Annotated in this window: 34 protein-coding genes; 2 read left to right on the forward strand and 32 right to left on the reverse strand. The window is 56.7% G+C overall.

The features are described from left to right. Nucleotides 1-39: 39 nt before the first annotated feature. The 10 genes from CKW31_RS08065 to CKW31_RS29495 form a co-directional block, all read right to left on the reverse strand. Entirely contained in the window at nucleotides 40-408 is a 369-nt protein-coding gene (locus tag CKW31_RS08065) for a phage tail protein (RefSeq protein ID WP_095093827.1), read from the reverse strand. Beyond that, entirely contained in the window at nucleotides 405-740 is a 336-nt protein-coding gene (locus tag CKW31_RS08070; protein ID WP_095093828.1) for a hypothetical protein, read from the reverse strand. The genes CKW31_RS08065 and CKW31_RS08070 overlap by 4 nt, the downstream gene beginning before the upstream one ends. After that, on the reverse strand, nucleotides 737-1,705 hold the full coding sequence (locus CKW31_RS29785) for a hypothetical protein (protein ID WP_176469827.1): 969 nt from the start codon (nucleotides 1,703-1,705) through the stop codon (nucleotides 737-739). Before CKW31_RS29785 ends, CKW31_RS08070 begins: the two co-directional genes overlap by 4 nt. 62 nt (nucleotides 1,706-1,767) lie before the next feature. Next, entirely contained in the window at nucleotides 1,768-2,283 is a 516-nt protein-coding gene (locus CKW31_RS08080) for a hypothetical protein (protein ID WP_141230125.1), read from the reverse strand. Nucleotides 2,284-2,502: 219 nt separating this feature from the next. After that, complete coding sequence (locus CKW31_RS08085) at nucleotides 2,503-2,799, reverse strand: hypothetical protein (RefSeq protein WP_095093830.1); 297 nt, start codon at nucleotides 2,797-2,799, stop codon at nucleotides 2,503-2,505. After that, entirely contained in the window at nucleotides 2,799-6,407 is a 3,609-nt protein-coding gene (locus CKW31_RS08090) for a DUF1983 domain-containing protein (protein WP_095093831.1), read from the reverse strand. Before CKW31_RS08090 ends, CKW31_RS08085 begins: the two co-directional genes overlap by 1 nt. A 59-nt stretch (nucleotides 6,408-6,466) precedes the next feature. Then, on the reverse strand, nucleotides 6,467-7,078 hold the full coding sequence (locus tag CKW31_RS08095) for a tail assembly protein (protein WP_095093832.1): 612 nt from the start codon (nucleotides 7,076-7,078) through the stop codon (nucleotides 6,467-6,469). Nucleotides 7,079-7,139: 61 nt separating this feature from the next. Beyond that, entirely contained in the window at nucleotides 7,140-7,430 is a 291-nt protein-coding gene (locus CKW31_RS08100) for a hypothetical protein (RefSeq protein ID WP_256582522.1), read from the reverse strand. 74 nt (nucleotides 7,431-7,504) lie between these two features. Then, entirely contained in the window at nucleotides 7,505-8,092 is a 588-nt protein-coding gene (locus tag CKW31_RS08105) for a hypothetical protein (protein ID WP_095093834.1), read from the reverse strand. A 116-nt stretch (nucleotides 8,093-8,208) separates the two neighbouring features. Beyond that, nucleotides 8,209-8,391 (reverse strand): hypothetical protein, encoded by a 183-nt coding sequence (locus tag CKW31_RS29495; protein ID WP_141230126.1) that lies wholly within the window; start codon nucleotides 8,389-8,391, stop codon nucleotides 8,209-8,211. A 183-nt stretch (nucleotides 8,392-8,574) separates the two neighbouring features. On the opposite strand from CKW31_RS29495, the gene CKW31_RS08110 reads away from it, so the two are divergent. Both CKW31_RS08110 and CKW31_RS08115 read left to right on the forward strand, forming a co-directional pair. After that, the gene (locus CKW31_RS08110) at nucleotides 8,575-8,937 is read left to right on the forward strand and encodes a hypothetical protein (protein WP_095093835.1); all 363 of its coding nucleotides are present in this window, start codon (nucleotides 8,575-8,577) and stop codon (nucleotides 8,935-8,937) included. 80 nt (nucleotides 8,938-9,017) lie between these two features. Next, on the forward strand, nucleotides 9,018-9,263 hold the full coding sequence (locus CKW31_RS08115) for a hypothetical protein (RefSeq protein WP_141230127.1): 246 nt from the start codon (nucleotides 9,018-9,020) through the stop codon (nucleotides 9,261-9,263). Between the two features lie 105 nt (nucleotides 9,264-9,368). On the opposite strand, the gene CKW31_RS08120 is transcribed toward CKW31_RS08115, so the two are convergent. From CKW31_RS08120 to CKW31_RS08225, 22 genes are all read right to left on the reverse strand, one after another. Further along, on the reverse strand, nucleotides 9,369-10,133 hold the full coding sequence (locus tag CKW31_RS08120) for a C40 family peptidase (protein WP_095093837.1): 765 nt from the start codon (nucleotides 10,131-10,133) through the stop codon (nucleotides 9,369-9,371). Nucleotides 10,134-10,135: 2 nt separating this feature from the next. After that, nucleotides 10,136-10,888, reverse strand: a complete 753-nt coding sequence (locus CKW31_RS08125) for a phage minor tail protein L (RefSeq protein WP_095093838.1) — start codon at nucleotides 10,886-10,888, stop codon at nucleotides 10,136-10,138. An 11-nt stretch (nucleotides 10,889-10,899) separates the two neighbouring features. Next, complete coding sequence (locus CKW31_RS08130; protein WP_095093839.1) at nucleotides 10,900-11,238, reverse strand: phage tail protein; 339 nt, start codon at nucleotides 11,236-11,238, stop codon at nucleotides 10,900-10,902. Continuing rightward, the gene (locus tag CKW31_RS08135) at nucleotides 11,238-14,192 is read right to left on the reverse strand and encodes a phage tail tape measure protein (RefSeq protein ID WP_095093840.1); all 2,955 of its coding nucleotides are present in this window, start codon (nucleotides 14,190-14,192) and stop codon (nucleotides 11,238-11,240) included. Before CKW31_RS08135 ends, CKW31_RS08130 begins: the two co-directional genes overlap by 1 nt. A 10-nt stretch (nucleotides 14,193-14,202) precedes the next feature. Beyond that, nucleotides 14,203-14,586 carry a DUF1799 domain-containing protein gene (locus CKW31_RS08140; protein WP_371856704.1) on the reverse strand — a complete coding sequence of 128 codons (384 nt, stop codon included), beginning with the start codon at nucleotides 14,584-14,586 and terminating at the stop codon, nucleotides 14,203-14,205. Further along, on the reverse strand, nucleotides 14,514-14,897 hold the full coding sequence (locus tag CKW31_RS08145) for a phage tail assembly chaperone (protein WP_095093841.1): 384 nt from the start codon (nucleotides 14,895-14,897) through the stop codon (nucleotides 14,514-14,516). Before CKW31_RS08145 ends, CKW31_RS08140 begins: the two co-directional genes overlap by 73 nt. Nucleotides 14,898-14,900: 3 nt before the next feature. Further along, nucleotides 14,901-15,554: a phage tail protein gene (locus CKW31_RS08150; protein ID WP_095093842.1), complete on the reverse strand. Its 654-nt coding sequence runs from the start codon at nucleotides 15,552-15,554 to the stop codon at nucleotides 14,901-14,903. A 69-nt stretch (nucleotides 15,555-15,623) separates the two neighbouring features. Then, complete coding sequence (locus tag CKW31_RS08155; RefSeq protein WP_095093843.1) at nucleotides 15,624-16,034, reverse strand: phage tail terminator-like protein; 411 nt, start codon at nucleotides 16,032-16,034, stop codon at nucleotides 15,624-15,626. Further along, nucleotides 16,031-16,684, reverse strand: a complete 654-nt coding sequence (locus tag CKW31_RS08160; RefSeq protein ID WP_095093844.1) for a hypothetical protein — start codon at nucleotides 16,682-16,684, stop codon at nucleotides 16,031-16,033. Before CKW31_RS08160 ends, CKW31_RS08155 begins: the two co-directional genes overlap by 4 nt. After that, nucleotides 16,681-17,049, reverse strand: a complete 369-nt coding sequence (locus tag CKW31_RS08165; protein ID WP_095093845.1) for a hypothetical protein — start codon at nucleotides 17,047-17,049, stop codon at nucleotides 16,681-16,683. Before CKW31_RS08165 ends, CKW31_RS08160 begins: the two co-directional genes overlap by 4 nt. 199 nt (nucleotides 17,050-17,248) lie before the next feature. Beyond that, nucleotides 17,249-17,749, reverse strand: a complete 501-nt coding sequence (locus tag CKW31_RS08170; protein WP_095093846.1) for a DnaT-like ssDNA-binding protein — start codon at nucleotides 17,747-17,749, stop codon at nucleotides 17,249-17,251. Nucleotides 17,750-17,752: 3 nt separating this feature from the next. Continuing rightward, nucleotides 17,753-18,178 (reverse strand): CTP synthase, encoded by a 426-nt coding sequence (locus CKW31_RS08175; protein ID WP_256582524.1) that lies wholly within the window; start codon nucleotides 18,176-18,178, stop codon nucleotides 17,753-17,755. Between the two features lie 45 nt (nucleotides 18,179-18,223). Beyond that, nucleotides 18,224-19,174 carry a major capsid protein gene (locus CKW31_RS08180; RefSeq protein WP_095093848.1) on the reverse strand — a complete coding sequence of 317 codons (951 nt, stop codon included), beginning with the start codon at nucleotides 19,172-19,174 and terminating at the stop codon, nucleotides 18,224-18,226. Nucleotides 19,175-19,186: 12 nt separating this feature from the next. Then, complete coding sequence (locus tag CKW31_RS08185; protein WP_095093849.1) at nucleotides 19,187-19,915, reverse strand: hypothetical protein; 729 nt, start codon at nucleotides 19,913-19,915, stop codon at nucleotides 19,187-19,189. 82 nt (nucleotides 19,916-19,997) lie between these two features. Then, nucleotides 19,998-20,321 carry a hypothetical protein gene (locus CKW31_RS08190; RefSeq protein ID WP_095093850.1) on the reverse strand — a complete coding sequence of 108 codons (324 nt, stop codon included), beginning with the start codon at nucleotides 20,319-20,321 and terminating at the stop codon, nucleotides 19,998-20,000. A 29-nt stretch (nucleotides 20,322-20,350) separates the two neighbouring features. Beyond that, nucleotides 20,351-21,430 carry a minor capsid protein gene (locus tag CKW31_RS08195; protein ID WP_095093851.1) on the reverse strand — a complete coding sequence of 360 codons (1,080 nt, stop codon included), beginning with the start codon at nucleotides 21,428-21,430 and terminating at the stop codon, nucleotides 20,351-20,353. Beyond that, nucleotides 21,405-22,838: a DUF4055 domain-containing protein gene (locus CKW31_RS08200; RefSeq protein ID WP_095093852.1), complete on the reverse strand. Its 1,434-nt coding sequence runs from the start codon at nucleotides 22,836-22,838 to the stop codon at nucleotides 21,405-21,407. The genes CKW31_RS08195 and CKW31_RS08200 overlap by 26 nt, the downstream gene beginning before the upstream one ends. Beyond that, entirely contained in the window at nucleotides 22,835-24,136 is a 1,302-nt protein-coding gene (locus CKW31_RS08205; RefSeq protein ID WP_095093853.1) for a terminase large subunit domain-containing protein, read from the reverse strand. Before CKW31_RS08205 ends, CKW31_RS08200 begins: the two co-directional genes overlap by 4 nt. After that, nucleotides 24,123-24,584 (reverse strand): DUF2280 domain-containing protein, encoded by a 462-nt coding sequence (locus tag CKW31_RS08210; RefSeq protein ID WP_095093854.1) that lies wholly within the window; start codon nucleotides 24,582-24,584, stop codon nucleotides 24,123-24,125. Before CKW31_RS08210 ends, CKW31_RS08205 begins: the two co-directional genes overlap by 14 nt. Nucleotides 24,585-24,615: 31 nt before the next feature. Then, entirely contained in the window at nucleotides 24,616-25,224 is a 609-nt protein-coding gene (locus tag CKW31_RS08215; RefSeq protein ID WP_095093855.1) for a putative metallopeptidase, read from the reverse strand. 96 nt (nucleotides 25,225-25,320) lie between these two features. After that, the gene (locus tag CKW31_RS08220; RefSeq protein WP_095093856.1) at nucleotides 25,321-25,797 is read right to left on the reverse strand and encodes a hypothetical protein; all 477 of its coding nucleotides are present in this window, start codon (nucleotides 25,795-25,797) and stop codon (nucleotides 25,321-25,323) included. A 111-nt stretch (nucleotides 25,798-25,908) separates the two neighbouring features. Beyond that, a complete protein-coding gene (locus CKW31_RS08225) occupies nucleotides 25,909-26,121 on the reverse strand; it encodes a hypothetical protein (RefSeq protein WP_095093857.1) in 213 nt (70 codons plus the stop codon). Nucleotides 26,122-26,510 lie beyond the last annotated feature (389 nt).

The raw sequence follows: 26,510 nt of genomic DNA on the forward strand, positions 1-26,510 counted from the left end.
TACCCGCTCGATGGCGGGGTTCTTGTACTGCTCTTGCGGTTAGATGGCTTCAGCCGCTATCTCGGATGGATCGGCTGCAATGTCAGGAATGGCGGGGGCGCTGGGCCAGACCGGGGCTGACGGCCAGGCTGCTTGAACGGCGACTTTGCCCAGAGCGTACTTGTACGCCTTCCAAGCCTTGAGGTTGATCGTTAACGCGGCAAGCTCGGCTTCGTCCTCTTCTGTGGCCTCGCCGCTGTCGATCCCGTAGCCGAGAGTTTCCACTCGGTCCTGAATTCGCGCTATTTGCGCGGCCGCTGTTGCGTTCCGGGAAGCAAGCTCCAATTTGGAGAGTGCGAGTTTATTTGCAGCGATTGCTGCGGCTTTCATTTCCTGCGTGATCAGCCTGGACCAGTCGATATTGCTCATACCGCCTCCTCAGCAGCTTGCTCATTGAATGCTTCGGGGTTTGGCTGGGGCAGCTCTACGGGCCCATCCGGTACATTCAAAAGGTCGGCCGGAAAAGCCTGCTCTTGGCTGAAGTTTCGAGGCAGCGGAAGCAGAAGTGTCAGGGTTAGTTCCCCGTCAATATTTTCTACATCACCCGCGAACCACACTGACGTGATGGCGTCTTCCGGGAGGGTCGCTCCGACAGTGACTGGTCCAAAGTCGAACACTTCCCCGTTGACAGTAAGGATGCTGCCTGACTTTACTACAGACAACTGATCATCCCGACGCTGCGGAACAAGTTTGATAATCATCCGAACCATCTCCCAATCGCGGTGTAATCGAAATATACGAGGTCGCTCTGAGTCCTCGACACCTCAGTCATGACAAAGCCTGCGGGCCATGCAGATAAGGGCGCGGTCCAGCGAGAACCCAGCCAAAGCACCTCATAGGTGTAGCCGGTAACTTGAATTGAAACTCGGGGCTCGCTCGAAAAAGCCGCCGGATATTGGGGCTCGCCCTCTTTTGCATCGAAGAACAATGCACCGGCAGCTTTATTCAATAGCCTTTGACCTGACAGCCTGCGAGTGCAAAGCATCGTGCCATCTGCCCATTTTGTATAAGTGCCAGTTGTACTTGTTGCAGTCTCGATGATGGCTCCAGCAGGGAGTCCATTCGACTGACTGACAGTCCCAACGAGAGGCGCAACGGCTGCCGACCCCAGCCCCATAGTGCCGCGCGCCGAAGCGGCATCTGCATCGTCGATAAGCGACCGACCAAAAGCAGAGAGCGTGGTCAGTGCTGCGGCAGATGTAGAGGAAAAATAGGGTAGCTGGTTGGCGGAGAAGTTTTGAAAGCTGAGCGCCGACAGGCTCGCGGTTTTAGGCTGGCCATTGAGGTTGCTAAGCGCAGTGGAGAAGTTGTCAGCGCCGGTCCCCCCCTTATTGATTGGCAGGATGTCGTAATTGCCCGTCGTGCCCAGCGCTGCGAGCTTGGCACCGAACTGATTGTTCAGATTGTTGAAAGAGTCAGCGAGCAGTTTCGGATAGCCATTGACCGGCATGATTGCGTAGGCCGAGCCACTGACTGTCGCACCTTTGTATGCTGGGATAATCGAAATAACAGTCGGGCTGGCGACGTTGGCAACCTCATAATTAAACCCGTCAGGACCAATGAACGCATCGCCCACCCGAGAGTTTGCGGCGAAATCAGCGTTTGTACCTGTGACAGTTGTCGACCCGTTAGTAACAGCAACTGTTCCACCTCGAAGCCAAGGCATGGGGCATCCTTAATTTGGTAAATAAAAAGCCCGCACTTGGCGGGCTGTTTGTATTGATCGGTCTAGAGCGGGCGCATGGGCCTGGCAGCAAACGTCGTTCTGCCATTTTTATCAGTTCCCCCTTCCGAGCTGACGAGGGCACCCATATAGCCATTTAGCGTGCTGCGCAGGCCTGCGTGAAATCCACACGGCGTTTCACGAGAGGTGTTGCCGTTGTAGTTCTTCCCACCAAGCAGCGTAGAAGCGAGAAAGTAATCATCGTAGGAGCCAGTCCAGTTCATTTGAAAGCCAGACCAATAAACACCTGATACCTGCCCACCCCGATTATCCAGCCTCCAGCCTTCGTTAGACGGGACACCTGTCAGCACCAAGAGATTGTCAGCCCCCACGTATATCTGTTCTCCCGTTTCCCCCCTGATCCTGAGGTCATATTCATTGGGCTGCGTTCTTGACGTGAACGTTGCCACCAGCCAACGACCGCTACAATCAGATGAGTTGAAGGGGGACATAAGGTGTAGTTGAAACTTGAAACCGGTCCAATTACCTGGACCTCCTGAGTTCAGCAAAGTGTGGTACATGCCCTGATCCGTCGGGTTTAAGAAAACCATCGGCGGCTCAGTGGTAGTTATTGGCGACGCGTATGTGATGGTCGCAGAAGAGATGGTGACCGACGCACCCGGGGGCTTGCCTATCCTGTAACTGCCAGAGCCAGCAACGCTTAACACCCTATTCTCGCTTCCGACCTGGACGAAGTTTTGGCCGTTGCGCGATCTAAATCCGTAACTCATTGGCCCTCCTCACTGATAAGTCAGGATGAATACGTTCAGCAACAGCCCCACGCCACGCCGAACACGCAATTGGCCCGCAGACCAGAATACAGACGGTAGCGTCTGCTCCTCTCCCGTTTGATTCGCGAGCGTCACGCAAACAAATGACTGCGCCGCTATCTCTGGCATCGAGATGAAGCTGGTGAAGTCGCTAGTGATGGGCGGGACTGTTACTTGCCTGATAACAATTGAGCGGATCGTCGTAATTGACGTATCAAGTGTCACAACTCCCGCCGCGTTCTTAGTTCTTGCGCCGTAGTAATCCATTACGTCATTTTCCCGAGTGCTGCACGCTCGATGTAGTTCAGGTCGTACACATAGAGACCGTTGTTATTCAGCAACGTATAGCCGCTATCGGACTGACCGCGAAGGGTGAACGTGCCTGCCGGAATGTTGATCTCCAGAAGGGGCAACCCCTGACTATTCAGAGTGGAGGATCGTAGCGTCATGCCCAGAACCAACTCCCTAATAAAAGCGGTGCTGATGATCGCAGTGTTCATAAACACCTGGCCGCCCTGTACAACGAACGGAGCAATCATCTGGCCACTGACCTCATCGAGGATCGCGAAGCGCTGGGCAAAGGCGAGGATTTGCGACTCCTGCTCCTGCCCTTCCACGCCAATCGCCAGTCCAGCCATAACCGTCCTGCCGCCCACAACGGTCGACGTCTTAATGGTGGTTAGCGCGGAGACCTTGCCGTTAAGCCCTGACACCGCGACACTGGCGTTTTCAGCCTTGGCTGTTGCGCCATTAGCTGTCGCTGTCACAGCCTCAATCCGTTGAGCAGTTGCCTCCTTATCCGTTGCAACGGCCGACTCAAGTGTCGTCAGGTTTGCAGCGTTCTTGCCGACGGCCGCATCCAGGGTGGTGATTCTGGTAGCCGAGGCTAAGTTCTCCTCAGCCCTCACCTTGTCGTTCTGGACAATGCTGGCGGTGCTGCTCCATCCCTTTGCCGCATCGGTCATCGCACCTGTTCCATCGTCATCATCACGCGATGCAGCTTGCAAGGCCTGAACGGTCGAGGCCTGAGCCGAGACCTTGCCATCGATCGTTTCAATCCGGGTGCTGAACTGTTGGATCTGTAGGGCTAGCGCATTCGTGGTTTCAGCGATGGTCCCAATGTCAGTCCAGAACCCGACGTTGGGCGGGGTAGCGCCTGCCGGTACCGCCTTGATCGCTGCGTACAAGCGGCCATCCAGCCTGACTATCTCTCCTATGGCGTAAGCCTTTCCGGGGTTGTAGGCCATGGCTTCGGTGATATCACCGATCAGATCCTGTAGCTCCTGCTTAGCGACCTGAATGCGATCATTAACCGACCCCTCGCCATCTCCAGAAATCTTCCCGAACTCCGAGAACAGCCGCTCGCCCAACGCCGATTCCTGAATTTTGCCGAGGAAATACTTCTCGTACTCCGATTGATCGGCGCTTACCTGGCCGTTAACTCCATTGACCGCAGGGAACCAAGGTCCCACGTTGCCGGTGCGATCCACAAGCCTCGCCCAGAAAAACAGGCTCGTACCCGGCAACAGGTTTTGCATCTCGTGATTGGCCTGCGGGTAGGCAAAGTCCGACAGTTTGATAGCGGATGCCAGATCGTTAGTTTTACTGTTCCATATCTCAGTTCGCTGCGTGTCCTCTGCACCAGGCGGGAATGCCCATTCGAGGCCGATGCCGTAGACCTTGCTGACTGCACGAAGGAACGAAACGGCCGGCGGAAGACCTTGCTTGCCAGTGAGCGGGGTCAACATCGAGTTGCGCCAGATCGACGAGATATCGAAGGCGCTCACCGCGCGAACGCGTGCAACGTAATCGCCCGCGTAAATACCAACCACGTCTACGCTAGTCGTGCCGGTGCGAGGAAGCTTGATCCAGTTGCCGCTGTCTTTGCGCCACTCCACGTCGTAGCTGACAGCACCGTCTACGGCAGGCCAGCTGATTGTCATGGTGGCTACAGACAGCCCCTGCACAATCGAAGAGGTTGCCACCAAATTGACGCTCGTGGGTGCAGGGACGACCGTGATCGGAATGACACTGATCGGACGTTCCTCGAGGCGCGCGCCCGTGTCGATGTGCGCGAACTTGCTCGGGTCGTATTGAACGGCCGATATCTCGAAAACGCCGGCTTCTGGCCGGGCCACGCTGACTACTCGGTACAGCGGGATAGCCAGGTCATCTGCATCCAGCGCCCAGACCAGTTCACGCTCAGGCTGAACCGAATAGGCCGTGGTGACAGTGACCTGACGCCCGCTCACGAGCTGAACAGTACGGCCCTCACATTTACCGTCAGGCAAGTTGAGGATCAGCCGATCACCGGTTTTGGCCTGGGTGTCACGATCAAGGGTAATCACTCGACCGTTTACGGCTGAGATACGGCCGCCAACGGCCCGCCCGGCGAGCAGTTCATCAGCAATCGGGATCACATAGCCAGGCAGCGGAATTCGACCGTCGAGCCCAACCCTGAAGACGACCGCGCGATCTTTGGAGTTGGTCAGCAGCGCCCACTTACCGCGGCGCTGCGCCTCCGACTCACGAGTGCAGCCAATAGCGCTGACTTCCAGCGGATTGTCGCCATATCGACGCTGTAGCTTCGGGTCAGTGACAGCCGTTACGTCGGTGTCGTAGTTATTCAGCGGATTGTCGTAGCTGATCAGCGCCCGGGTGTAGCGAGTACGCTCCGAGGCGCTGGAATACGTGAACTTGCCGTCGATGACGTTCGCCCTGGTGTAGGCAAAGTCGAAATCGGTAGCGCGAGGCATGTCCGAAAGCGTGAAGACCTGACCTTGGGCCCAGTAGGTCATGCCCCGGTAGATTGCCGAGATGTCACGGAGCAGCGACCAGGCATCAGCCTTGCTCTGCAGGTTCAGGTCGCAGATGAAACGCGGCTCCATACCGCCCTTGCCGTCTGGCACCAGTTGGTCGCAATACTGGGAAATGCGGTAAAGCTCCCACTTATCGACCATCCACGACTTGATACGGCGACCAAGGCCGAATCGGTCATTGATGGTGATCCCGCGCGTCACCCAAGAAGGATTGTTTGTGTACGCCTCCTTGAATGTGCCATCCCAGATGCCTGTGTAGGTCCGAGTTTCTGGGTCGTAGTTGCTTGGAACAGGCCACTTTCGGGACTTGCACCCCACGGTGACGGCAGGAATGCTGCGAAACTGCTCAGCAGAGAATTCGATGTAGAGCAGCGCGGTATTTGGGTAGCGGATCTTAGCGTCGATGACTTCGGTGAAGCCCGCGATCTGCATGGTGTCGGAGATTTTGTTGTTGTTCTGGTTGACGGTCAGACGGGTGATACGCATTAGCCAGCCGGAGGTGGCCTTGGGCAGGTCGATACGCCTGGTGCGCTCATAGGTGCTGGTGGTCTTGCCGTCAACAGCCTCATTAAGAACTTGCTGATAAGCACCGCCATCAGTTGCCAGCTCAACCCTGTATTCAATCCGGTACCCTTTGATGTTGCTATTCGCATCCACCGATTGAAGCGCTGGCCACGCGAAGCGAACCCGTACAGCCGAAAGCTGGGTGTTCGTGATCGACCGCACCCATGGGGTCCCGCTGCGCAGCTCAGTACCGATTGATGTTTCGTTCTCAACCGATGGAATGCCCTGAATGTATGTCTGATCCACAGCGCCGCTGCGCCACTCCCACTTCACATTCGGGAAGTTCATGTTGCCTTGAGGGTCTTGCAGCGGCGTGTTGTCGAGGTAGATGTCACGAGCGGTGGGAACGCCTTCAAACTCACCCTCCCCGACTCCAATCAGCATTTTGGCGATAGCAATTGAGCGAAGGCTATCCGGCGCTTCCGTTGGCGTTTTAGGCTTGTCTTCGCCGCCCTTCGCGCCGTAGATATCGATCTTTTCTGCTGCGCCCATGCTTTTCTCCAGGCATAAAAAAACCGCCTCGTGGGCGGCTGCTTTGTTTCGAGCTGTGGTTACATCTGATCTTCGGCGTAGATCGCGGCGCTGATAATTGCGCCGCCCCACCGGCGCTCGCCAATACACAGCGGAACAGGATTACCGGATGCGGTCGTGTTTTTAGCGCTACCGAATGCGTAGCCGGGCGTGTTCTCTGGCGCAGCGCTGGTCTTCAGGCCTCCAGCTTGCGGGCTGAGCATCTGAATTACGCCGCCTGCCACCATCGAAGCACCCATCATGATCAGCGCCGATCCGAACGGCGCACCAGCACCGAACGTGCCCCCAGTAATGACAAGGCCAACAACGATTAGCACAGCACCGATAATGGTCTGCAGCGCCCCTCCTCGCTTGCTGCCGGTTACTACTGGCGCGATTCGGATTTCACCCACTCCGGAAAACCCGAGCTCTTTCTCGGTAAGGTTTGCGGAGCCCCGGAAGACGGCGAATTCAATCCCCTTGGCTTTGGCATTTGAAAGGAAGCGCTCAAAGCCGGGTATCTGCACACACAAGGCCTTTACGGCCTCGGCCGGGGTGCTTACAGACATCCGAAATGAGCGGCCGAACTGTCTGAGCTTTCCGTACAGCTTGATCGTGGTCATGGGCTGATAATTGATGGCCAGTGCCGCCATGGGGCTTTTCTCCAGAAAATAAAAAAGCCCGCGAATGCGGGCTCGGGTGAGACGGCTTGCGCTATAAACAGCTTTGCAGCGCGGCTAGCCTCTTCTTAGCAATCCAGTTGCCTAGGACAGCGTAATATTTGGCCTCAGAGCCGGATGCCTTAGGCTGGATGTCCACGAAATACTGGGAGCCTTCAGTAAACACGGTATAGCCAGTATCACGCCCAGATTGAAGCGTCGCGCCTGGCGATCCGCCAAAGATTGGTTGATTCTGCCATTCGTACTGCACGCACTTGGCGAGCGCCGCGTCGGTCTTCTTCGAGTTCAAGACCTTGTATGGCCCGTCCTGACGAGCTTCGTTCATCGTCGGAGCCATGCAACCAGACAGCAGAGATGAGCAAATAGCTAGCGTTAATATATTTCTCAACCCCTCCCCCATCACTGATACCCCTCGTACACGTAGCGATTGTTAGAAGGCTCAGGCTTGCTGTATGAATCTCGCCAATTACTAGAATAAGAGGGGAAGTTTTCAATTCGCGAAATCTTCCATTCGCCAGACGCATCCTTCCTCTCAAGAGTGTATCGGTAACGTTCGCCAGCCTCTTTGAGTTGTCGGTCGCGCGCATCAAGAACTGCACCGGGCTCTGGCGGCGTGATGTTTTTTATCACAGCACCTACAACAGCGCGAGTATCTGACTCAACTTCGACCTTGGATATTTTTCGATCGAAATTCAGTTGATCTAAGAAACAATCTTCTCTCGCGGGCAGATCAGCGGTGGATAAAGCTTTCAGCTTGTCAGTGATCGGAGACTTCATTCTCTGATACTCGAGGCATATCTCCCGATCAAGGTCCATGGCCGCATCCCTCACCGACCACCAGGATTTTACTGCAGCGTCAGGGGAATTTGATGCAACAGACAGTCCCTTCGCTTTTTCAGTGGCGCTGACTAGGCCGGCTGGTCGCTTGTCTTGGTCAAGACATCCGGCCAGCGCGACCAGGGCCACCGCCCCAATCAGAATTCGCATGATGTTCCCTCATTTTTCGATGGCAGCAATCTACCACCATCAGAAGGAAGCGCAAAAAAACCAAGGCACCAAATGCAGAAAAGCCCAGCGCAAAGGCTGGGCTTTATTGGCGAAAATCAGCACCGCTCCCGGCGCTCCTTAAGCAGCGCATCAGCAATTTCCGCAGCTCTTTCTGCAGCTCTTAATACGTAGTCACGCTCATCACGACCCTGCACTGTTTTGTAACTTGTGGCAAAAGCCGCGGCAGCATATTGATCCCACGCCTGCAGCTCGCCATCCGTTTTGACTTTCTTTGACATATCTTCCCTTGTCTTAAGTATCGAGCAAATCGCTCAGAGATGATCTTACAAATCTCGCAGCGAAGATCATCTACGACCAAAGCCTAGCCTGTCCACCCATCCAGCGTGGATGGAATGACAGTAACGCGGAAAGTGCCCGGCGTAGTAGCGTTATGACCCTCACGGATGAACAGGAAATCACCAATGCCAATACTGAACAAAGACAAAGCGGAAGCAATACGCACCGCAGTCGATACCCTGAAAAACGGTCCAGATACAGAGGAAAGACGTAAAATTGCAAGGGCTGCTATCGAGTGTCAACTTGAAGATACCAAGCTGGAACAGTACCGAATAAGCGAAGTATTGATACCGCTTCCTGTTCCCGAAACAAATGGTAACTCCCCGACCAACTGGGATGGAGGAAACGGAGGCGGATCTGTGGCAAGCGCACTACCGCCTATTGATACCGATGCTGCGGAGTTCGTCGACGGTATCATTCGTACGTCTAGCGACAGCTTGCTTGCAGACGCCGAAGATCACTGGGTGCTCACGTACGACCCAAGATAAAAGGATTTCCCAGTCCTTCGCCTGCAAGCCCAAGGACTGGGGTGCGCCAATTTCGGCGCGTTTATGACCTGGAGGTCAACATGGCAACGCCAGTAAGCTCCACAGAGGCAGGGATCATTGCCGCATTCGGCGCAATATCGCTTTATTTGCGATCGCGCCCCGACTACGACGAGGCCGAACTGCAAAAGTACGTAAATTTCTTCAAAAACACCCGGCAGCCAACGGCGGATTCGGGCGCGTTCAACCTTGCTCTCGACGCTGTTGGTGGTGATCTGAGCAATGTTCAAGAAGCCATAAAAAATGGCGTCGGAGCCAATCCGCTTTAATTGACGGGCGCATTGTCGAGAATTACAACTCCGGCAATGCGCACCTTCCCATCTTCAGCTACTTCAAATGGCTGGTTCATGTATCTCTCCTGCGGCCCTGCCGCATCATGTGCTTGATGGTGCATCTTTATGCCTGAGGATCAGGCGTGATCTGTCGTTCCATGGCCCGCCGAACACGATGATCTCGCTCGGTCGACCGTATAGATGGTGCAACAGGAAAGGCCCCGGCCCGAAGGTCGCCGCATCTTCGTCTGGCAAAGCCGGATCGGTGCCGAGATAAATCCCCGCATGGTTCGGATGTTCTGTCCGGCCGACCTGCATGACGATCATGTCGCCACGCTGCGGCGTATCAACCCGGTAGAAACCGGCAGCCTCGTAATTGGCCTCGTAAAGACTGGCGCTGTCTTTGCTCTCCCACCAGCCGTCTGCGCGCTTGAAGGCCTCGAACTCAAGCCCCCATTCGCGCTTGTACCAGTCAGCGCAGACCTGCCAGCAATCCCATGCACCGTGAACGAATGGTCGCTTAAGCAGCGGCGTGTTGCGGGTCGGTACAATCGTTCGCAGGTCGCCTTCCGGCCAGCTTAGGATGTGCCAGGGCAACTCTGTCGCTTCACACATCGCCAGGTCGCGTGGTGAAGGCCGGCTGGTTGCATCTGGATGCGAGTGCACGATGCCGATCACATCACCGACGTCTTCTGCCCGGGCGTAATCCTCAGGATCAATCCGGAACTCTTCAATGGGATCAGTTGAAGTGTTCGCACAGGGGAAGTACTGCTGCTTTCGGCCAACCGACAACAACAGACCGCAGCATTCTTTCGGATACTCGACCGCAGCGTGCGCCCGCACCGCTTCAAGGATGTACTTGAACATCGTTAACTCCGCGCGATGAGTGATACGGCCGGGAAGCCGCCGAATGAAAGCTCGTTGTTCTCGCCGAAGCGCAACTTGCAAGACGACAAACACCCTTTGCACTCGTCCTTCGAGGGATCGTCAGTAGGGTTGTCTTCGTCGTCGAACATGGCCTGGCCGGTGTATCCACAGTCGGGGCCGCGATAACCGTTTGTCATTGCCCAGTGGCAAAACGTCGTCATCTGTCGCCCCGGAAGTCCATGACTGTCGATCTCGCCGGGAGACGAAAGCTCCCAGGTCACGGCCTCGCCGTCCTCGCTGGTTTTCTGGTCGATGTACCAGATTTCCAGCGCCTCCTGAGTCGGATCAGCAGTCGGGTTGCCGTCGAGGAAATTGGCGGCGTCCAGGTACTGCGCAAGCGTCTCGCGCACAGTCAGCTTGAACTTGAGAAGGTCGTCGAAGGCCAGACACAGCGCTGTGACGCGGCCATTGATGTTTCCCGCAGCGAATGTCGGCCGCGCCGCCGTACCATCACTGCTGGAAGAAATCCCGTCGATCTGGACCGGCCATGCGGCGTATTCCTCGCCCTGCCACCATATGGACTTGGCTGGCAGATCCTCGTCCGATTTCTCATAGGCCAGCAGCTCTTCGGGCGTGTGCGGAATCGCGTGTCCATGAAACCGCAGGTAATCCGCGCCGTACTCAGTCCCATCTATTTCAAATAGGCGAATTTCGCCACCGGGCTCCAGCTTCTGGATGTCCGTGATCAGTGTCATGGGCGGTTTACTCAGGGGTGGAAGGTTTGTTCAAAGGTGGCGGTGATGGCGTAGACCTGGCCGCCTCGGTGCACAGGCTTATAGCCAGTGCATTTGTAGAGGCCCAGCACACCGAGAGGCGGCGTCCAGAGGAATCCCTTTGCACCCTTGTGGCTATCAAGGAACTTCCTGATCTCCAATATCCGAGCCTTCATGCCGGTGAAGACGACCGGCCAAGACTCGGACTGGTTGTTGATTCCATCCTCAACCGACTGCGCATATCCATCGCCGAACTGCTTAGTCCGGACGCGCTGGGTGATATCGCCATCCGCACCCTTCTCTGTAGCCCAAGTGAATCGTTCGATTGCCATCAGCGCCCCTTAATTGCATTGCTGATCACGCCGCCTTGGCGCATATCGACGTTTCGCAACTGCTGGTACTTCTGCTCAACAAACGTCGCTAACTCTTTGCCGAACAGCTCATAGCCAGGCGCGTCAGACGATGATGTTGCGTTCCCATCGCCGTCGATATGAACCTCAACATTGATCTGGGTACTGCCTGCACCACCGCCAGACATTGCCGATAACCCCGCGCCGCCTCCATACGTCAGCGGCGTGACGCTCCCGCCGTTTGCGCCAGTCATCAAATATGACTTTCCGCCCTCGTTGTAGAGTTCGGGGCCAAGTTCATTCACTTGGTACAAGGAGCTTGGACCAACCGGCCCGCCTGCCGCCCTTGCGCCGCTTATGTATGTGCTGGAGTAGCCTTCTTGTGTGGCACCAAGGTTCGACGAGGTTGCACCCGCTGACCCAGCATCAAGCCCATTGCCACCGCTGCCAGTGAAATAACTGACTCCCGCACCGACAAGCGAGCTCAGCAGTGCAGAGCTGGCCTGCCGCGTAGCAATCCGGGCCATGTCGGCCAAGATAGATTTGGTGAGGTCGGAAAACGATGACTTACCGCTAATGGCGAAGTTAACGATCGCGTCTTCCATACCTGTGAAGGCATTGCTGAACAGGCTTCTTGTCTGCCCTGCCACATCTCGCGCCGACTCCAGGTAATTGCTAAAGGCGGACGTTGCACCATTACGCCAGTCACTCTGCGCTGCCGACATCTGCTCGTAGTTGCGAAGCGTGGTCTCGGCAAGATCCTTCTCGCTGCGGTTGATTGCGTCCAGCTTGGCCTGATATTCCTCGGCGCTCATGTTGCGCGACTTGTCGGCCTTGTCACGAGCCAAGTCCAGGCGCTGCTGGTTGGCCCGGTCCTCGATGCCGTTTAGCGAACCGGTCAAAGACGCCTGGCGATCACCCTGCCCCACGCCAGCCGCGGCCCGTTGCCCTGCACGTTGCAAGGCGACGTTTTGCTGGTTGAGTGCGTCGGTGTAGCTGCTGATTGCAAGCTTCTGCTTCTCGATCCGCCCGGTTTCGGCATTAGCGAGTACTTCAAGCTGGGTTTCAGAATCCTGCTGAGCCTTGACCAAGCTGGTGCGCGCATCAGCGATCTTCTGGTCGATCTGGATGCGCTGCGCAGCGGATGTAGTGGACTTCGCCCGAACGGCTTCAAGAGCTGTAATCTCAGCCTCGTATGCCGCCGCAACCTCTACCCGCTCCTGCTCAACCAGAGCGACGCGCTGTTTGCTGTACGACTCAGCCGACACCAGCCCAGCCTTTTGGGCTGAATCCAGTTCCTTCTGGATGTTTTGGTAATAGCTGGAAACTGACTTTAGTTGGTTCTGGGCGTCGTTGAAGCCCGTCAGGTCTACAGCCTTGGTGCCGCCCTTCTTGGTTTCCTTGAATTTGTCGCGGGTCTGCTTTTCCAGCGCCGCTTCCTGTTCGGCTGTTATCTGGAAGCCTGCCTTGCGCGCCTGGGCGATTTCACGCTGGTTGTCCTGCAGCGCCTTCGTCAGCTTCGTGGATTTGGACGCAGTAGAATCGAGATTCTTCTGGAGCGATTCATAGGCCTTCGTCCCTTCACGGATGTTCAGTGCATCGAACATCTGCTGTCGGGCCTTGGCCTGGTCGTCGACTTCCTTTTGCAGCAGCGCAGTTACATCGCTCTGAGCACCTGATTCGCCACGACCAAGCATGCCGAGGTCAGGGTTATCTCCCAAGATGAGCGGATTGCTTTGAGCGTTTCGAAGCGTGGCCAGACGGTCAGCCAGTTTGTCGAACTTCTCGTCGAATGTGTCTTCTCGACCAATGTCGAGGATGGCGTCCCATGCACCTTTAGCGCCGCTCTTTACCGCCGCCCATGCGGACTCAACCGCGCCCAGATTGTTGGTGATGGTTCCGGCGCGCTCAACCAGCGCATCAGCATAGGCACCCTCCGCAACCTGCTGAGCGCCCAAGGTATCGCCCTGCTCCTGCAAAGCGCGGATCTGAGTGAATACCGCCGCGGTGAGAAAGTTGTACTTGTCATTCAACGCAACGACGGCTTTGACCGGATCATCTGCCAGCTTGGCGAACTCTGCGACCGTCTCGGATGCAGCCTTTCCGGTAGCCTTCTCGAATGCCAGAGAGGCTACGGCGATTTCTTCAAAGCTGCTGCTGACAATCTTTCCAGACCCAGCCAACTGCGCGAGAACTGCGGCAGCAGCAACTGTGGTACCCACCGTAGCACTGACCTGCTTCGCCATACCTGCCAGCGATGAGGTAGTCGTGCCGGCCGAATTGCCAGTCATGACCAGCGCATCGCGGAATTTATCCTGCTCTTCGCTGCCCTGGTAGTAAGCCAGCGCCAACACGCCCATCGCGGCCGCAGCGACAGTGAACGGGTTGACCAAGCCGAGGACGTAGCCTCCCAAGGCTTTTGCAGCCGGTACAGCGCCGCCGAACATGTCCTTTAGCTGTCCGCCCTGCTGCAGGAACACAGTCAGCGGAGCCTGGCCACCTTGCAGCGATACCGCGATATCAGTGAACTGCGCCGGGACGCCACGTAGAGCAGCGGCGGTTTGCTTGGCGGTGTTGCCGGTGCGGGTCAGGCTGTCGTCAAAACGTCCAAGGTTCGCCCTGGACTGATCGATCTTCGCCTGGTATTCGCTGAACGTTGCGGCATCCAGCCCGACGCCTTTGTGCTTGGCGAGCTTTGTCTCCAGCTCATCCAGGCGGCCCAGCGCTTTTACCGTCGGGTCAATCTCCCCCAACAGATCGGCCAGCTCATCCTTTTGCTTCTTGATCGACGTCGTGGCCTTTTCAGCGCCTTTGGCTACACCTTCGGCAGCCTTCTCCGCACGTCCGCCTGCCGCCGTGAGCTTGTCGAGGTCAGAGCTCGCCTGCGCGGCATCGGTCGAATCGACCCTGATACCGAGTTCAGCAATCGTAGTCATGCGCGCTCCGTTACTTCGATTCGCTCATAACGAGCATGGCTTCAGCCTCCATGACACGAATGTCCTGGAATGCTTTGGTGGTGTCGGTTTTCTTCATGCCCAACAGTTGAGCTATGGCGGGGATTGCGGTGTAGTCCAGGCCGATGGGCCCACCCATACCGACGCGCCATTGCGTGGACATTGCCTCGAACAGGAGAAAGGCAGGCCAGATGTCCGGCCATACCTCGAATTCAACATCGGGAATGTCAGCCTTTGTAAGTCCGAAGGCCGCGAGCTCTGCCTCCGACGGTCCGGGTTCATACAGTACCCGGGCCGCCTGCGTCAGTTTCCCAGTCGGGCCGGGTTGTACGCACCCTGATAAGCCTCCAGCACTGCCTGAGGCGCGCCGACGCAAGTGGTGACCAGAGCAGTAATGGACTCATCGTCGAACTTGTCGTCGAAGGCCCAACCAGTGACGATTTCCTTGATCTGGGAAACCTGCAATGCGATCTCGGAAGCCGTTGCCTCCTGCCACGACATGCCCTCCTCCTTGACCTTGACGGCATGAGCGTCCCGAGCCAGGTTCCACTTGTCGAACAGGGCCGACAACTCCAGGCGATTCAGATAAGCGAAGGTGAACTCCACCTGAACAGGCTCGCCACCTACACGCGGAATGCCGACCTTCGCCGTGAAGGTCGGAGTCTGAGCAATCTTGATCTTCGCCATGGGTTACGCCGCCGCCTGATAACGAGTCGGGCGCGAGGCCAAAGACAGGGTGATGGTGCGGGTCATGATGTTGTTGCGAGACAGCGAGGGCGTCGACGTGATCGACACATACGCGTTGTAGTAAATCTCGGAGCCATTCGGCAGCTTCAGCCGGACCACGCGAGATTCCTTATCCTCGTCAGCGCTCTCGCAGATCGGCACATACGGTAGCAGCGGGTCATCCGCGACGGTGATGGTCATGCTGATCGGCGACTTGGTGGTTGGCAGCTGACGGTCGTCATCGTCTTCAAGGAAGCCGAAGGTCGTGAACTGCTGGTCGCCGCCGCTGGTGGCCACTTCGGTGATCTGGGCAATTTGAGCCCAGGCACTGACGGTGCGAACGGAGCCAACACCGGCACTAGCTGTGTAGACATTGGTCTTGGTGGTGTCGATGCCTTCCAGTGCGAACGAGTCAGTCAGCGCAGCGTCAACGCGCGCCACACGATCATTCAGACGAGTCCAGCCGGAGGTCACGACGATGATGTCGCCATCTTCCAGGTCATGGCCAGCCGCCTGAACCACAGCGGGCGCTGCGTTGCTGATGGCAGTGGCCAGCACGGCAGCGCTGAATACCGAAGCGATTTCCATGATCGCGCCGTTGGGGAGCTTGAACGCCATTGGTGTTTCCTCTTTTCAGAAATGAAAAAACCCGCTCAATGGCGGGTTCAGGGTTGCCCAACGGGCGAATTAGTTGGTGTCAGATCGATACTGGAACGAGGCCGAGACGGTAAGCGTCGTGTCGCCAGTGATTGGCGGGCCAGGCTCGACCGGCGTCAGCACCATTACCTCGAAGTCGTCACGCTTGAGCCTGAGGAAAGCCGGAAACAGCTCAGCCAGTTCATCAACCAAGCCCTCGGCATCGCCGGTTCCGTTACCGACTGGCGTCACCACGTTGATCTGGAATACGCCGGTGTAGACCCGGTGATCGCCTGACAGCGTGTTGGTGCCGGTCCCGGCCGGGAGCATAAAGGCGCTCAGGTAGGTCTCGTCGGATGTCGGCGTGAAGTTCACGCCCTGATAAGAGACGCGCAGTTCGCGCTCGGCAGCCCACGCGGCGAGGCGCAACTCAAACAGAGAGCGGATAATTTTGTGGCTCATACCTGGTTGTTCCTGATGGCCTCGGCCACGATCTGCTGGAAGCGAGCGACCGTTACGCGGACCATGCCCGACGGAGCCTGGCTGCTATGGCCGTACTCCAGCGGGATGGCATAGGGCAGATTGTTCACGATGTAGGCTGTTTGGCCCGCAGTGAGCGAAGCGACCTGCCCCCTCAGTAGGGCCAGAGACATACTTCCACTCGGGTCGACGATATCGAGCGTCTCGTCTGCAGGAGCCTCGATAGAAAACTGCCAGTTGCCACGAAAGCGACCGCCGACATAATCCTTTCCGGCGACCAGCCCATTGACGTTGTAGTTCTGGTCTCGCTCTGTCTTCGTCAAGGGCTTGGCATATTTAACACCCTTGCGAAGATTGCCTGACTTCGTGAAATTGGAGTCGGTCAGATTGATAACGGTGTTGCGGACCGCCACCTTAAAATCGTAGTCGTCTGCTGCGCGGGTATTCTTGGCCCGGAAAGCCACGTTACTGGCCCAAAGCTCCTGGTTACCGACTGGAGACATTCGAATCAGAGAGCCGCCCAGCTCGATAATAATTTCTCGGAAACTAACGTCCATCGCCTGGCGTGCGCCTTCTGCGAATTGGGCGATTTGCTCAGCAAAACTGCCGCTGAGACCTGCATACTTACTCATGCCCGCACCTGCAGCTCATAGAGCAAAGGCGTCCCGGCCGGGTTGATCTCTTTCAGTGGAGGAATGATTGACCAGGTGCGGCCCTGAACGATGACCTTGCTTAACAGTGTCGGTGGCTGAATCAGCCCCTTTGCTGCGAGCTTCAGCTTCTTGTCGCCGACCTTGATCAGGGTATTGGTCTGGAACTCATCGCCAGTGAAGTCGAGCATGATGCCTTGGGCGGTTCGCTCAGTGACGGTGTCCGGCGCCGTGCCGCCCTTGCCCGGGTCATAGACACCCTTCGTAACATCGCGGATGGTGACCGGCTGGCCGAACTCGGTGATGAGGTCGAGAGCCATCACGGCCATTTCTTCGTAAAAGGCCATGAGGGCTCCAGATGTGAGAAGCCCAGCGCGTAGGCTGGGCCTTGGAAAGGTGCAGATGTCCGGTACTGATCTCCGGATAGAGCTATGCCGAGATATTCATTTTTTGCCGGGGCTGAAGGTAGACCAAATCAGGCCCTGCTCGCCCTAAATCCCTGTTAACTCGACACCGCATCAGCCTGCGCATTCATCTGCATGCCCATTATGCACGCACCGCAAACAGCCCGCGCTTGAGCAGGTAGTCAGCGAACTGCGTAGCGCTCGGTCGATCCGGCGCAGCGGGCAACAGTCGCTTGCTCGTGCTGCTGATGACCGCATACTCACGCTCGACAGCCCCATCGACCTTGTCCTTCGTCACCGCGCCTTTGCGCTGGTCGATTGGGTCGATGTCGTCTTTATGGATCTCGGCGGCCAGAGCCATCTGGCCGTACTGAATTCTTGCCGGTAGGTAGCGTTCCGGCTTGTTCTCGCCATCAAGGCGAATCTCCCGACGAGGCCAGGACAATGCCTGATCGCCGGAGGATTTACGGCCCTTCCATGTCATCCCGTCCATTGCCAAGGCGGCCCGGCGCAATAACGCTTCCTGCGCAACCGCGTCGGCTGGAATCACCACACCGAACTTCATGGCATAGAGAACCAAGTCCTCAGCGGTTGCGTAGCTTTCGGCGTCCGGCTTACCGGTACCGTCCTCGACAATGAGCATGGGTTATTCCTTGTTGTTCAGGCGGTCAGCTTCTGCCTTTGTGGCGTCTTCATCGCCAGCGAAATCACCGAAGCGCAGGCCGTCACGGGTGATGATGATCCACTGGTTATCTGCTTCCAGCTTGGGGATGTAGATCGGCTCGTCCTCGGTCCCATCGTTCTGGGTGCCATTAGACTGAGGCTTGGTCGGGCCCTTGCCCGACTTCGCAGAAGTTTTGTCGGCGGCCTTTGTCTTGCCCTTGACCGGGGTCTTACGGGTTTCGACCTCTACGTCGATTTCGAGCGCCTTATAGGCCTCCACAATCTCAGGATAGTCGCCAACCACAGTGACTTTGGTCACGCCGCGCTCCACGTTCCGGAAAAGATCTGGGTTGCGATAGCGCTTGTTTGGATCGAAGTCACCGCGCTGGTTACTGTAAACGAGTTCCATGATGTTCTCCCTGGCGGCCATTGCTGGCCGCGCCGTACGGATGATTTAAGCAGCCGGAGTGAGTTCGATCATCACGCCAGCAGTGACCTTGTCGCTGGTGGAGTGCTTGGCCCAGTTGGCCGAAGAGCCCACAGCGGCGAGCGACGGGTTCGCGCCGCCGGCGGTTTCCTTCCAGCTGTAGCCCAGCACGTCGATGTTGACGACGCCTTCAGCGCGATAGCCGATGCCGAGGTTTTCTTGGTCATTGACTTCGTACGAACGGAAGCCCGGTGCTTGCGACTCGGTGATGGTCACTGCGTTAGGCAGCAAACCGAAGATGACATCGACCGGCGCGGTGTCGGTGACCAACACCGGCTTACCCAGCGTGCCAGGCAGACCGCCGTAGATCACGACACCGGCTTCTTCGTAGATTTTGTTGGTGATCGCTTCATCAACGATGTCGAAGTAAGCGGACGAATGCATGACCCACAACGCGATACGGCCGAATTTGTCGCCGAACTTGCGCATGCCACGGGTAAGCGTCTTCTTGCCGTCGGTTTCGATGCTGGCCTCGACCACCATGCCCGGGTTGGAGCCGATAGATGCGCGCAAGGCTGCGGTTGCGTATTGCACGAAGCCTTCGAGCGTTGCATCAGCCACGTCCTGACCGATGATCTGGGAGAACTCTTCTACCGGACGACCGCGACGCTTGAAAGCTTCCTCGGTGGTTTCGTACGGGCCGTATTTCCACGGTGCTTTGACACCGACTGCTTCACCGGCGCTGATCTTCTTGGCAACGACCTTCGCTTCGGAGTTGACGTCGCGGTGATCAAGCGAGCCTGCCAGCTTGTAGAAGGCACGCTTGCGGAAGTCGCCTTCGATCAGCTCGTTGTCGAGGATAATCGCGCCGTTGGACGATTCGTTGAAGATGTCCAGGTTGTCCTGAACACGTTCGAGGTACGCGGTCTGGGCTTCATCGTTGTAGATGATCAGATCGCTGTTAACAGTTGTAGCCATGGGTGAATCCCCTTACTTGGGCAATTGCAGGAATGCGGTTTGGCCGTGCTTGCGCTGGTAGTCGCGCTTTTGCGTGGCTGACATTTCGGAGCGCTTCAATGCAGCCTGGCCGCTACCCCCGCCCGGGGCATTCGTTCCTGAGGCCCTTGGCCAGAGGTGAGGTGCGCTTTCGCGCAGGGATTCCGCCCATTCGAGCGGGGTCAGAGGGGTCTTGCCGTCTTTGCCGAAAATGGTCTGGCCGGACTCATCCACAGCGACTGCTTCGCCCTCTTCGTTCAGCGAGAACACGCCTTTGGCGCGCAGGATGATGTCGTCTGTTGCTTCGGGGAGTGCACCGGCCTTGAGAGCCGCGCCTCGTACCGAGTCGCCGAGGACTTTGCCTTGGAACTTGGCGGCGAACGCCTCTGCCTTCGATGCACGCTCGCTCACAGCCTTCAGCTGCTTGTCGTAATCGCCGCGCAGGCGCTCAGTGCGCTTATTGAAGACCTCATCCACCTTGCCCTCTGTCAGCAGCTTGGTTTCTTCGTCCTGCCCGGCACGACTGAGTAGGCCTTTGACGGCGTCGATGTCGATGCCTTCAAACTGGGTTTCGAACTGGGTCAGTTTGCCGGATGTTTCCTTCAGCTTACCCAGCAGTTCCGAGTTCTTGGTTTTCAAACCCGAAACGGATGCTTCAACGGCAGTCGCGATAGCGGCCTTGATTGCCGGGTTTTCCAGGTCGATTTCGTTTTCTTCTGCCACGTTGATTCACCCCTTGGGTATGTTTTGCCCACTTTGCAGGTATAAAAAAACCCGCCGAAGCGGGTTATTGGAAAAATCACGATCAGTAGTAAATTAACTCTAGAGACTTGGCGACATCTGCGTTGTAGGGTCGCAGCGGATACGCTTCACTAATAATGGACGAATACCCTAATCCCTTTCTGCTAGCCATATCTTTTAGTTCCGGATACTGGCCGGTAAATAGAATGATTTTGTTCAGTTCATCATCAGGCAACCGGCCTTGGCTCAGAGCTTTTTGAACAATGACGTCTAGCTCTACGAGAATAGCCGCGGCTCTCGCATTATTTTTCGCGGCAATGGCTGAACGGTACAGGTGGAACCTCATTACCACTTCATACTCTTCGGCTATCGTTAGATTGAAAATCATATATGGGCACCGCTCCTTAGTTTTACCCATCACATTAACAACTCCGCTCTCCGAAATGCCAGTGGCTCAAGGGCTTTCATCTGTTGAAGCGTCAGTGGCGCGAAGTTGCGATCAAGCTGCAGTTCCGCGAAGCGCCCCACAGACAGACCGCCTTCACGGAATAGCTTGCCCCGGACCGGCCCAATGGCTACATCCTGAAACGCCGCTGGCTGAAGCTGAAGCCAGTGGTAATAGTCGAGGTCTGCACTGACCTGTCCGTTCTGGGATGCCCTGTTTGCGCCTTGAGCGAACAACTCGCTGAACTTCGTGATCATCACAAAGGTGGTACGGCAATTTGGGTGAAATGGCGGCCGAGGCCCCGAATTAACCGGAAACCGGCGCTTATCCAAGCTTCGGCATACCTGGCTGGTCTTGCTATCTAGTGTGGCAACCAGCTCGATCTCAGGAACCACATCGCTGTTCGCATTGGCCGTTTCCATCCGGGCTTGGCTGGCTACGTGCTGGATGGCTGTACGAACCACCGTCGATGCATTACGGTCAGTCGTAGCCAGGATGCCGTCGGCATACTTGAGCGCCGCTGTGCCGCGAATCTTCTGGATGATCTGGAAGTTAGTCTGCCCCTCGAAGAAGCCCTGCCGAATCGCGCCTGTGATGCGGTTACGCTCGGCAGTCGTCCAGTCCTTGATGAATGGCTTGAGCAGCTTCCCACCGTCTGTACCACGCACACTGAGCGGGTTGCTCAGCACCGCTGTACGGATCGCGGTGGCTGTCGGCACAGCAGCCTCAAAGCTCACACCGACGGGCGCGGCTTTCGTTAGGCTGGTTGCCTCGAACTGGGCCTCATAAGTAGCCAAGTCAATCAGGTCCAGCATGAGCTGATCGGTGAAACGGGTGAAGATGCCAAGCAGCAGGCTGTCTACTTCGTCGAGAAGCTTCTCCAGACGCTTGCGGGTGTAGCTGGTCATATCCGATTGGGTCAGCCGATCCCGGAGCGACCGGTCGATCTCCTTGAGGAACGGTGCAAACTTCTGCACCTCCCCAGCTTTCAGTCGCTCCAGAAAGACCGCATGCCGAATCGTTGCATCAAGCAGCGCTTGGTTGGCGGCCATTGTTCAAGTCCTCGTCATCGAGGCCGAGGCCATCGGTCTGTTCGCTAATCTCGTTATCGATCTGCTGATCAGTGCGTTCCGGTGCGATCAGACCAAGTTTGCGCAGGTAGCCGCGCAGATCAGCCTTAGCGAACCCGCCGCTTTGCCACAATTGGACCAGAGCGGTGATCATCTGCGGATCAGCCGACAGCTCCACGAACTCTTGATTAACCAGGTAGGCAGTCTTGCCAGTTGCGCCGATGAACTCGCCACACCACATCAACGCCCGGGTGTAGGCCTCGTTGATGTTCGAAACACAGATAGCGAGCACGGACGTCGACGCTGACTGATCACCGCGGGATTCTGTTGCGGTCTTCGCAGCGAGTGAAGCAACGACCATGCGTGCGCCCAGCTCAATCATCATCTGGTTCTTGTCGGCCATGGCCTCTTTAACGAGGGTATTAGGTTGCGGCTGGGCAAAACCGAATGTTTCACCAGCAGGAACAGGGATTGGAGCGCGAGAGCCGACATAGACGCCCTCTTTCCGGGCCATTTCAAGCCATTGATCATCAACACCGCTAATCCACGGTTGCGCCTGCCCACACCAGAAGACGCTGTCTTCATAGTCCGCGCTGTTACGGTAGTGGCCGAGGTTGATCATGGCGATATCGTAGAGTGGCGACTCGTCGATACTCGGATCGTTGTTCTGAGCGCCGATGAAGGTGAACGGGATCTCTTTGAGTCGCCCCTTCTTACCGGCCGGCCGGTACTCTTCAACAACCTCAAGAGGGCCGCCGCCGCGCACGCCTTTACGACGCCACACACGGCAGACATAGAGGCCGCCGTCTTCGCTGCCACCTTCCCCGAGCGCGAGCTCACGGAACTGTTCAGTGCACTTCAGCCCGAAACCATCAGGCTCTTCATGCATCTCACGCAGCACAACCATAGTCAGGACGTTATGCCCGCCGACCATGCCGGTGCGCCAGTTGATGATGTCCTCGGCTGAATAAGTGAGGATGACGGCATGCCCGCCTATGCCGCTGTCTTCGTGAAAGTCCACGAACAGACCATGCCGCCCCGCCTCTAGCACCTTCTCCAAAGAGCCTTGCGACTGCTGGTAGATGCTCACACCTGCCCCGTTGGCGTTGTCCTGCAGGTATTCGAGATTCTTGGGTACGGTCAGCGTCGGCTCTTTGTGGAAAGCTAGGCCGATCAAGCCATTTCGGGTGTGGCCGGTAGCGTTCTTGAACACCGCGCGTTCGCGGTAAGACTTGTTGCGCTCAATGTTCTCTTCCGACTTGTCGTGACGGTTTATGTACGGCAGCCGGTCGACCACTCGGTGCTGGCCCGCACAGACGTCACGAACGGTTAGCCAGCGGTCCAGCGCCTCAATGTACTCGGGCCGCTTGAAGGAAACGTCGTTGCTCATCGGGCGTATCCCAGTTTTAGAGAGGTGACCGGTTTAATAATCGGGTACTCGCGATGGATGAAGTAACCGCCGCCGTCGTTAGCGTGGTCATTACCTTGTGATTTGTCCGGCTCGCCATTGGCCGCCCAAACCTGTTGTTCCAGGCCATCGGCGTACGTCGGACACGTGAACGGGTTGACCAGGTAACGACGCTCGCCCTGCGCATTGCAGAACATGGCGTTCATCGCGTTGATGCGGTCCTTCACAGGAGGGTTGGCCGCTGGAGCAATGACCGTGAACCCCGCTTGCTTGAGCATGGCGATGTCCGTCACGCTGGCGTTCACCGATTTGCGTGAGTCGCCCGATGCGTCCGGATAAATCCTTATTTCGCACGTCTTCTTGAAGCTGTTGCCGTCGTGCTCCCAGTAGCGTTCTTTGATGCGCCGGATCATGTCTGGCGTGTCGTAGCCATCCATGAGTTCATCCACCGCACGGGGCATACCTTTATCGCGCTTCACGTGGGTGATTGCAGCCATCTTGCCGACGTTGAAGTCCATCCCGATGAATAGCGGCTCGCCGGGCTGCACTGTGTCAACGCACTGATTCAGCTTGCGGTCGTATGAGTGGTAGATCGAGCCAGAGGTCAGGTTTACGAACTGGCCGTTCAGATAAGCTCTGATCAGTTGCTCGGGGTACGACTCCATCAGTGATGGAATGTAGTCATCCGGCAGATTCAGTTCGTTGTCGAACGTGCTGGCCTGCACCAGACCATACATCTCATTCAGCGAAGGCTTGTCGCGCAGTTGCTTCACGAATTGCAGAAAGACGAACTTGAAGCCCTCAGGTGTCGTCGTTACATCCACGCCGTTCTTCAACCCGGGCACGTTGTAACGCATCCGGGCAATGATCTTGCGCCAAGCCTGCTGGGCTTTGATTGCCGTAAGTACGTCCAGCTCATCGACCAGGGCGTGCCCGATCTTGAAACCGACAATCGTCTGCGGCTTCTCCATCGACCGGCAAATCACAGTGCCGCGATACTGTCGGCCGCTGTAGATGTGAACTTCGTGATTCGCCTGGTTGATCTTGGTCTTCAACCCCCAGTCGTAAGCCACTTCATCCATCGTCGGATAGAAGATGTCCCGGATCTGAGGGTAAGTCGGTGCGAAGTAACCAGCGTTGACGCCTGGCCACTCCATGAAGTGCCTGCTTAGCGCTGAACACCCTACCCATGTCTTGCCTGAACCAAACCCCGCAACAAACGCCCGGAACTTGTGCTCCATGCGTAGGAATGTCGCCTGCGGAACGTTAAGGCTCGGCATTCGGCTTCCTCGCATCCACCACATCAACCTGAATGCGGCTTGGAATCACCGGCTCATCACCAGACTCTTCCTTCCGGTGCCGGTTGACGTACATGTCGCCCGCTTCTTTCGCTGCCTGCTCCAATATCTGTAGAGCGAGCACGATGTTCTTCATCGTCTCGGCCTTCTCTACAAACCGGTTCATGGCTCGGAGCCGGAACGCACGATTGGCGATCGGTATCTCCGCAGTCTCTTCGCGGAATCGCTTGCGGGTGTCGTGAAACAGGGTTTGCCACTTGGCGGCGAGATTCACACCAGCACGCTTCGTTGGGTCGTGCGACTCACAAAGCTGGCGGGATATCTCAATACTGAATTCTTGTTTGACCTTCTCTACAACTTGCGAGGGGGTGTCAAAGCACGCCAAAGCCTGAACGATGAAGCTCTTCACCTCATTTTTCAGGGCTGCCATATTTTGGATTCCGTCTAATGCCTGTCAAATATCAGGCCGATCTGAGCAGACAGGTTCCGCAGGCCCTCGAAATGTTCAATTTACCCACCTCAGCAGGTTTGTTTGCTGCATCCACCAGAGCCTGAACGTCAGGGCTCGCACCATAGCGGCGAACCACTCCGACGAACTCTTCGACGTCATGCCCGCGCATCTCAAGCTTGGGCAGACCTTCCTGCGTGAACTTGGGTGCGCCGTACTGATCTTTGGCCTGGGCGATGTGATAAAGCTCGTGCTCCACCAGTGCGCAGAAGTCTTCATCCGAGCATTGAGCGCAATAGTCAGCAGCCAGGGTGATGATGTAGGCCGGTATATCCCCGAACCAGTCGCGCATCTGCTGTTCCATCCGGGCTTTCTGCCATCCCCCTGCACGGAACATGACCTGCTCAGCTTGACCAAGGACAGTGCGCCCCTGCTTGCCGTAACTGGACGATGCCCACATCACCCGGATGTCTGCGTCAATCAGGTGAGCGTGATCTGGGTTGTGGATGCTGCCGGTGTCGGCAAGGATCTCGGCTTGGAGCCACTCCCACACTTCGGGGGCGGGGCCCAGAATAAGGGATGCAGATTCGAGCATATTCAGCAGGGGCTGAGGTCTCCTCATACAACACCTAATCTCGCGGGAATTTTCAATCGTAGTACGTGCAATACCGACCTTAGAGCAGTTTGCTCTAGGCCGGTTTTCTAGCAATGTCGATTATTAAGCTACGACGCTAAAATGTTCGTTTGAGCATAAAGAGTGGATCACAGAAAGCCCCATCTCTTTGACTGCGGATGAGCTCTGACTGTCGTGCAGGCTATTTAAATCAGCTAGCTTTTGCCCACTATCATCAGTAATTACGCCTTCCGCATCAATTCTAATCTCCGCGACTTTTACATGCCCGGGCGTACCATTTTCGAAGCTCATAGCCTTCTCGAAGACGTAACGCACCACTACCTGATCGTTTACGATCGCATTCACGGCCACGGCCCTGCCGCTTCCAAATAGCGTGGAGATTTCGGCCCCTAACCCTTCGCCTGCCACAAAGGAAACACCCAGCGCAGCTTTTGTCTGCGGTTCAGCGAAGAAGCTCTGGAGAGTCTCTTGCATTTCGACCGCCCAAGACTGCGCTTTTGTCAACGACCACTGCGCGCGCATGAGCGCGCTATGCTGGTCTCTCGTCAAACGCTTAATCATCCTGACACCCCCGTTGAATGGAGATGTGATTATGGGTGATTAAAGGCGATAAGCCACTCATAACTAGCCATTCTTAGACTGACGCTTCCGCGATAAAACTGCTGAGGGTCATTAGTTGTGGCCTTCCAACGGCTGAGCAAAGCTGAACTTGACGCCCTCCTCTGGCTGGAATACCGAGGAGCAAGCTCTCTGCAGAATCACATCCTCACCGAGGACTTTCGCCGCGTCCTCGCCGTACTTAGCAATGAGCGCAGCTTTGAGATCGCCAGCCGATAACGTCAGTGTGATGTCGTTGAAGTGGATCAACGTCTTCTTGATGGTCATCAGCTACTCCACTGTGCATTGCGGCCAGATCGACCGGGCAAAGGCCAGAGCAGACGCGTGATCCATGGCTTGACTGAGCAGGATCATCGGGAAGGTTCCGTGGCCCGGGGTTGTCACGTATCAGTTTCGCTTGGTCATGAGCGGCCAACTTTTAGCGGCTCTACCGTTACCTTTCCACTAAGCCGCCTGGTGTAGACCTCATCACACCAGGGCCGCTTGATGCGAACAGGCTGAGGCGCGAACACAACCAAGCCAGCCTCGGTGTCGCACCACAGCACGTGAGTGATCTCGTTCCCATTGACGCGAACAACTCTGGGGCCGCCACCGTCTTGTGCGGTATGGAATGTCGGATGAGGCATAAGCACTCCGCGCTACGAAATGGCGTCATC

It is taken from the genome of Pseudomonas sp. Irchel 3A5 (genome assembly GCF_900187575.1).
Lineage (GTDB): Bacteria > Pseudomonadota > Gammaproteobacteria > Pseudomonadales > Pseudomonadaceae > Aquipseudomonas > Aquipseudomonas folii.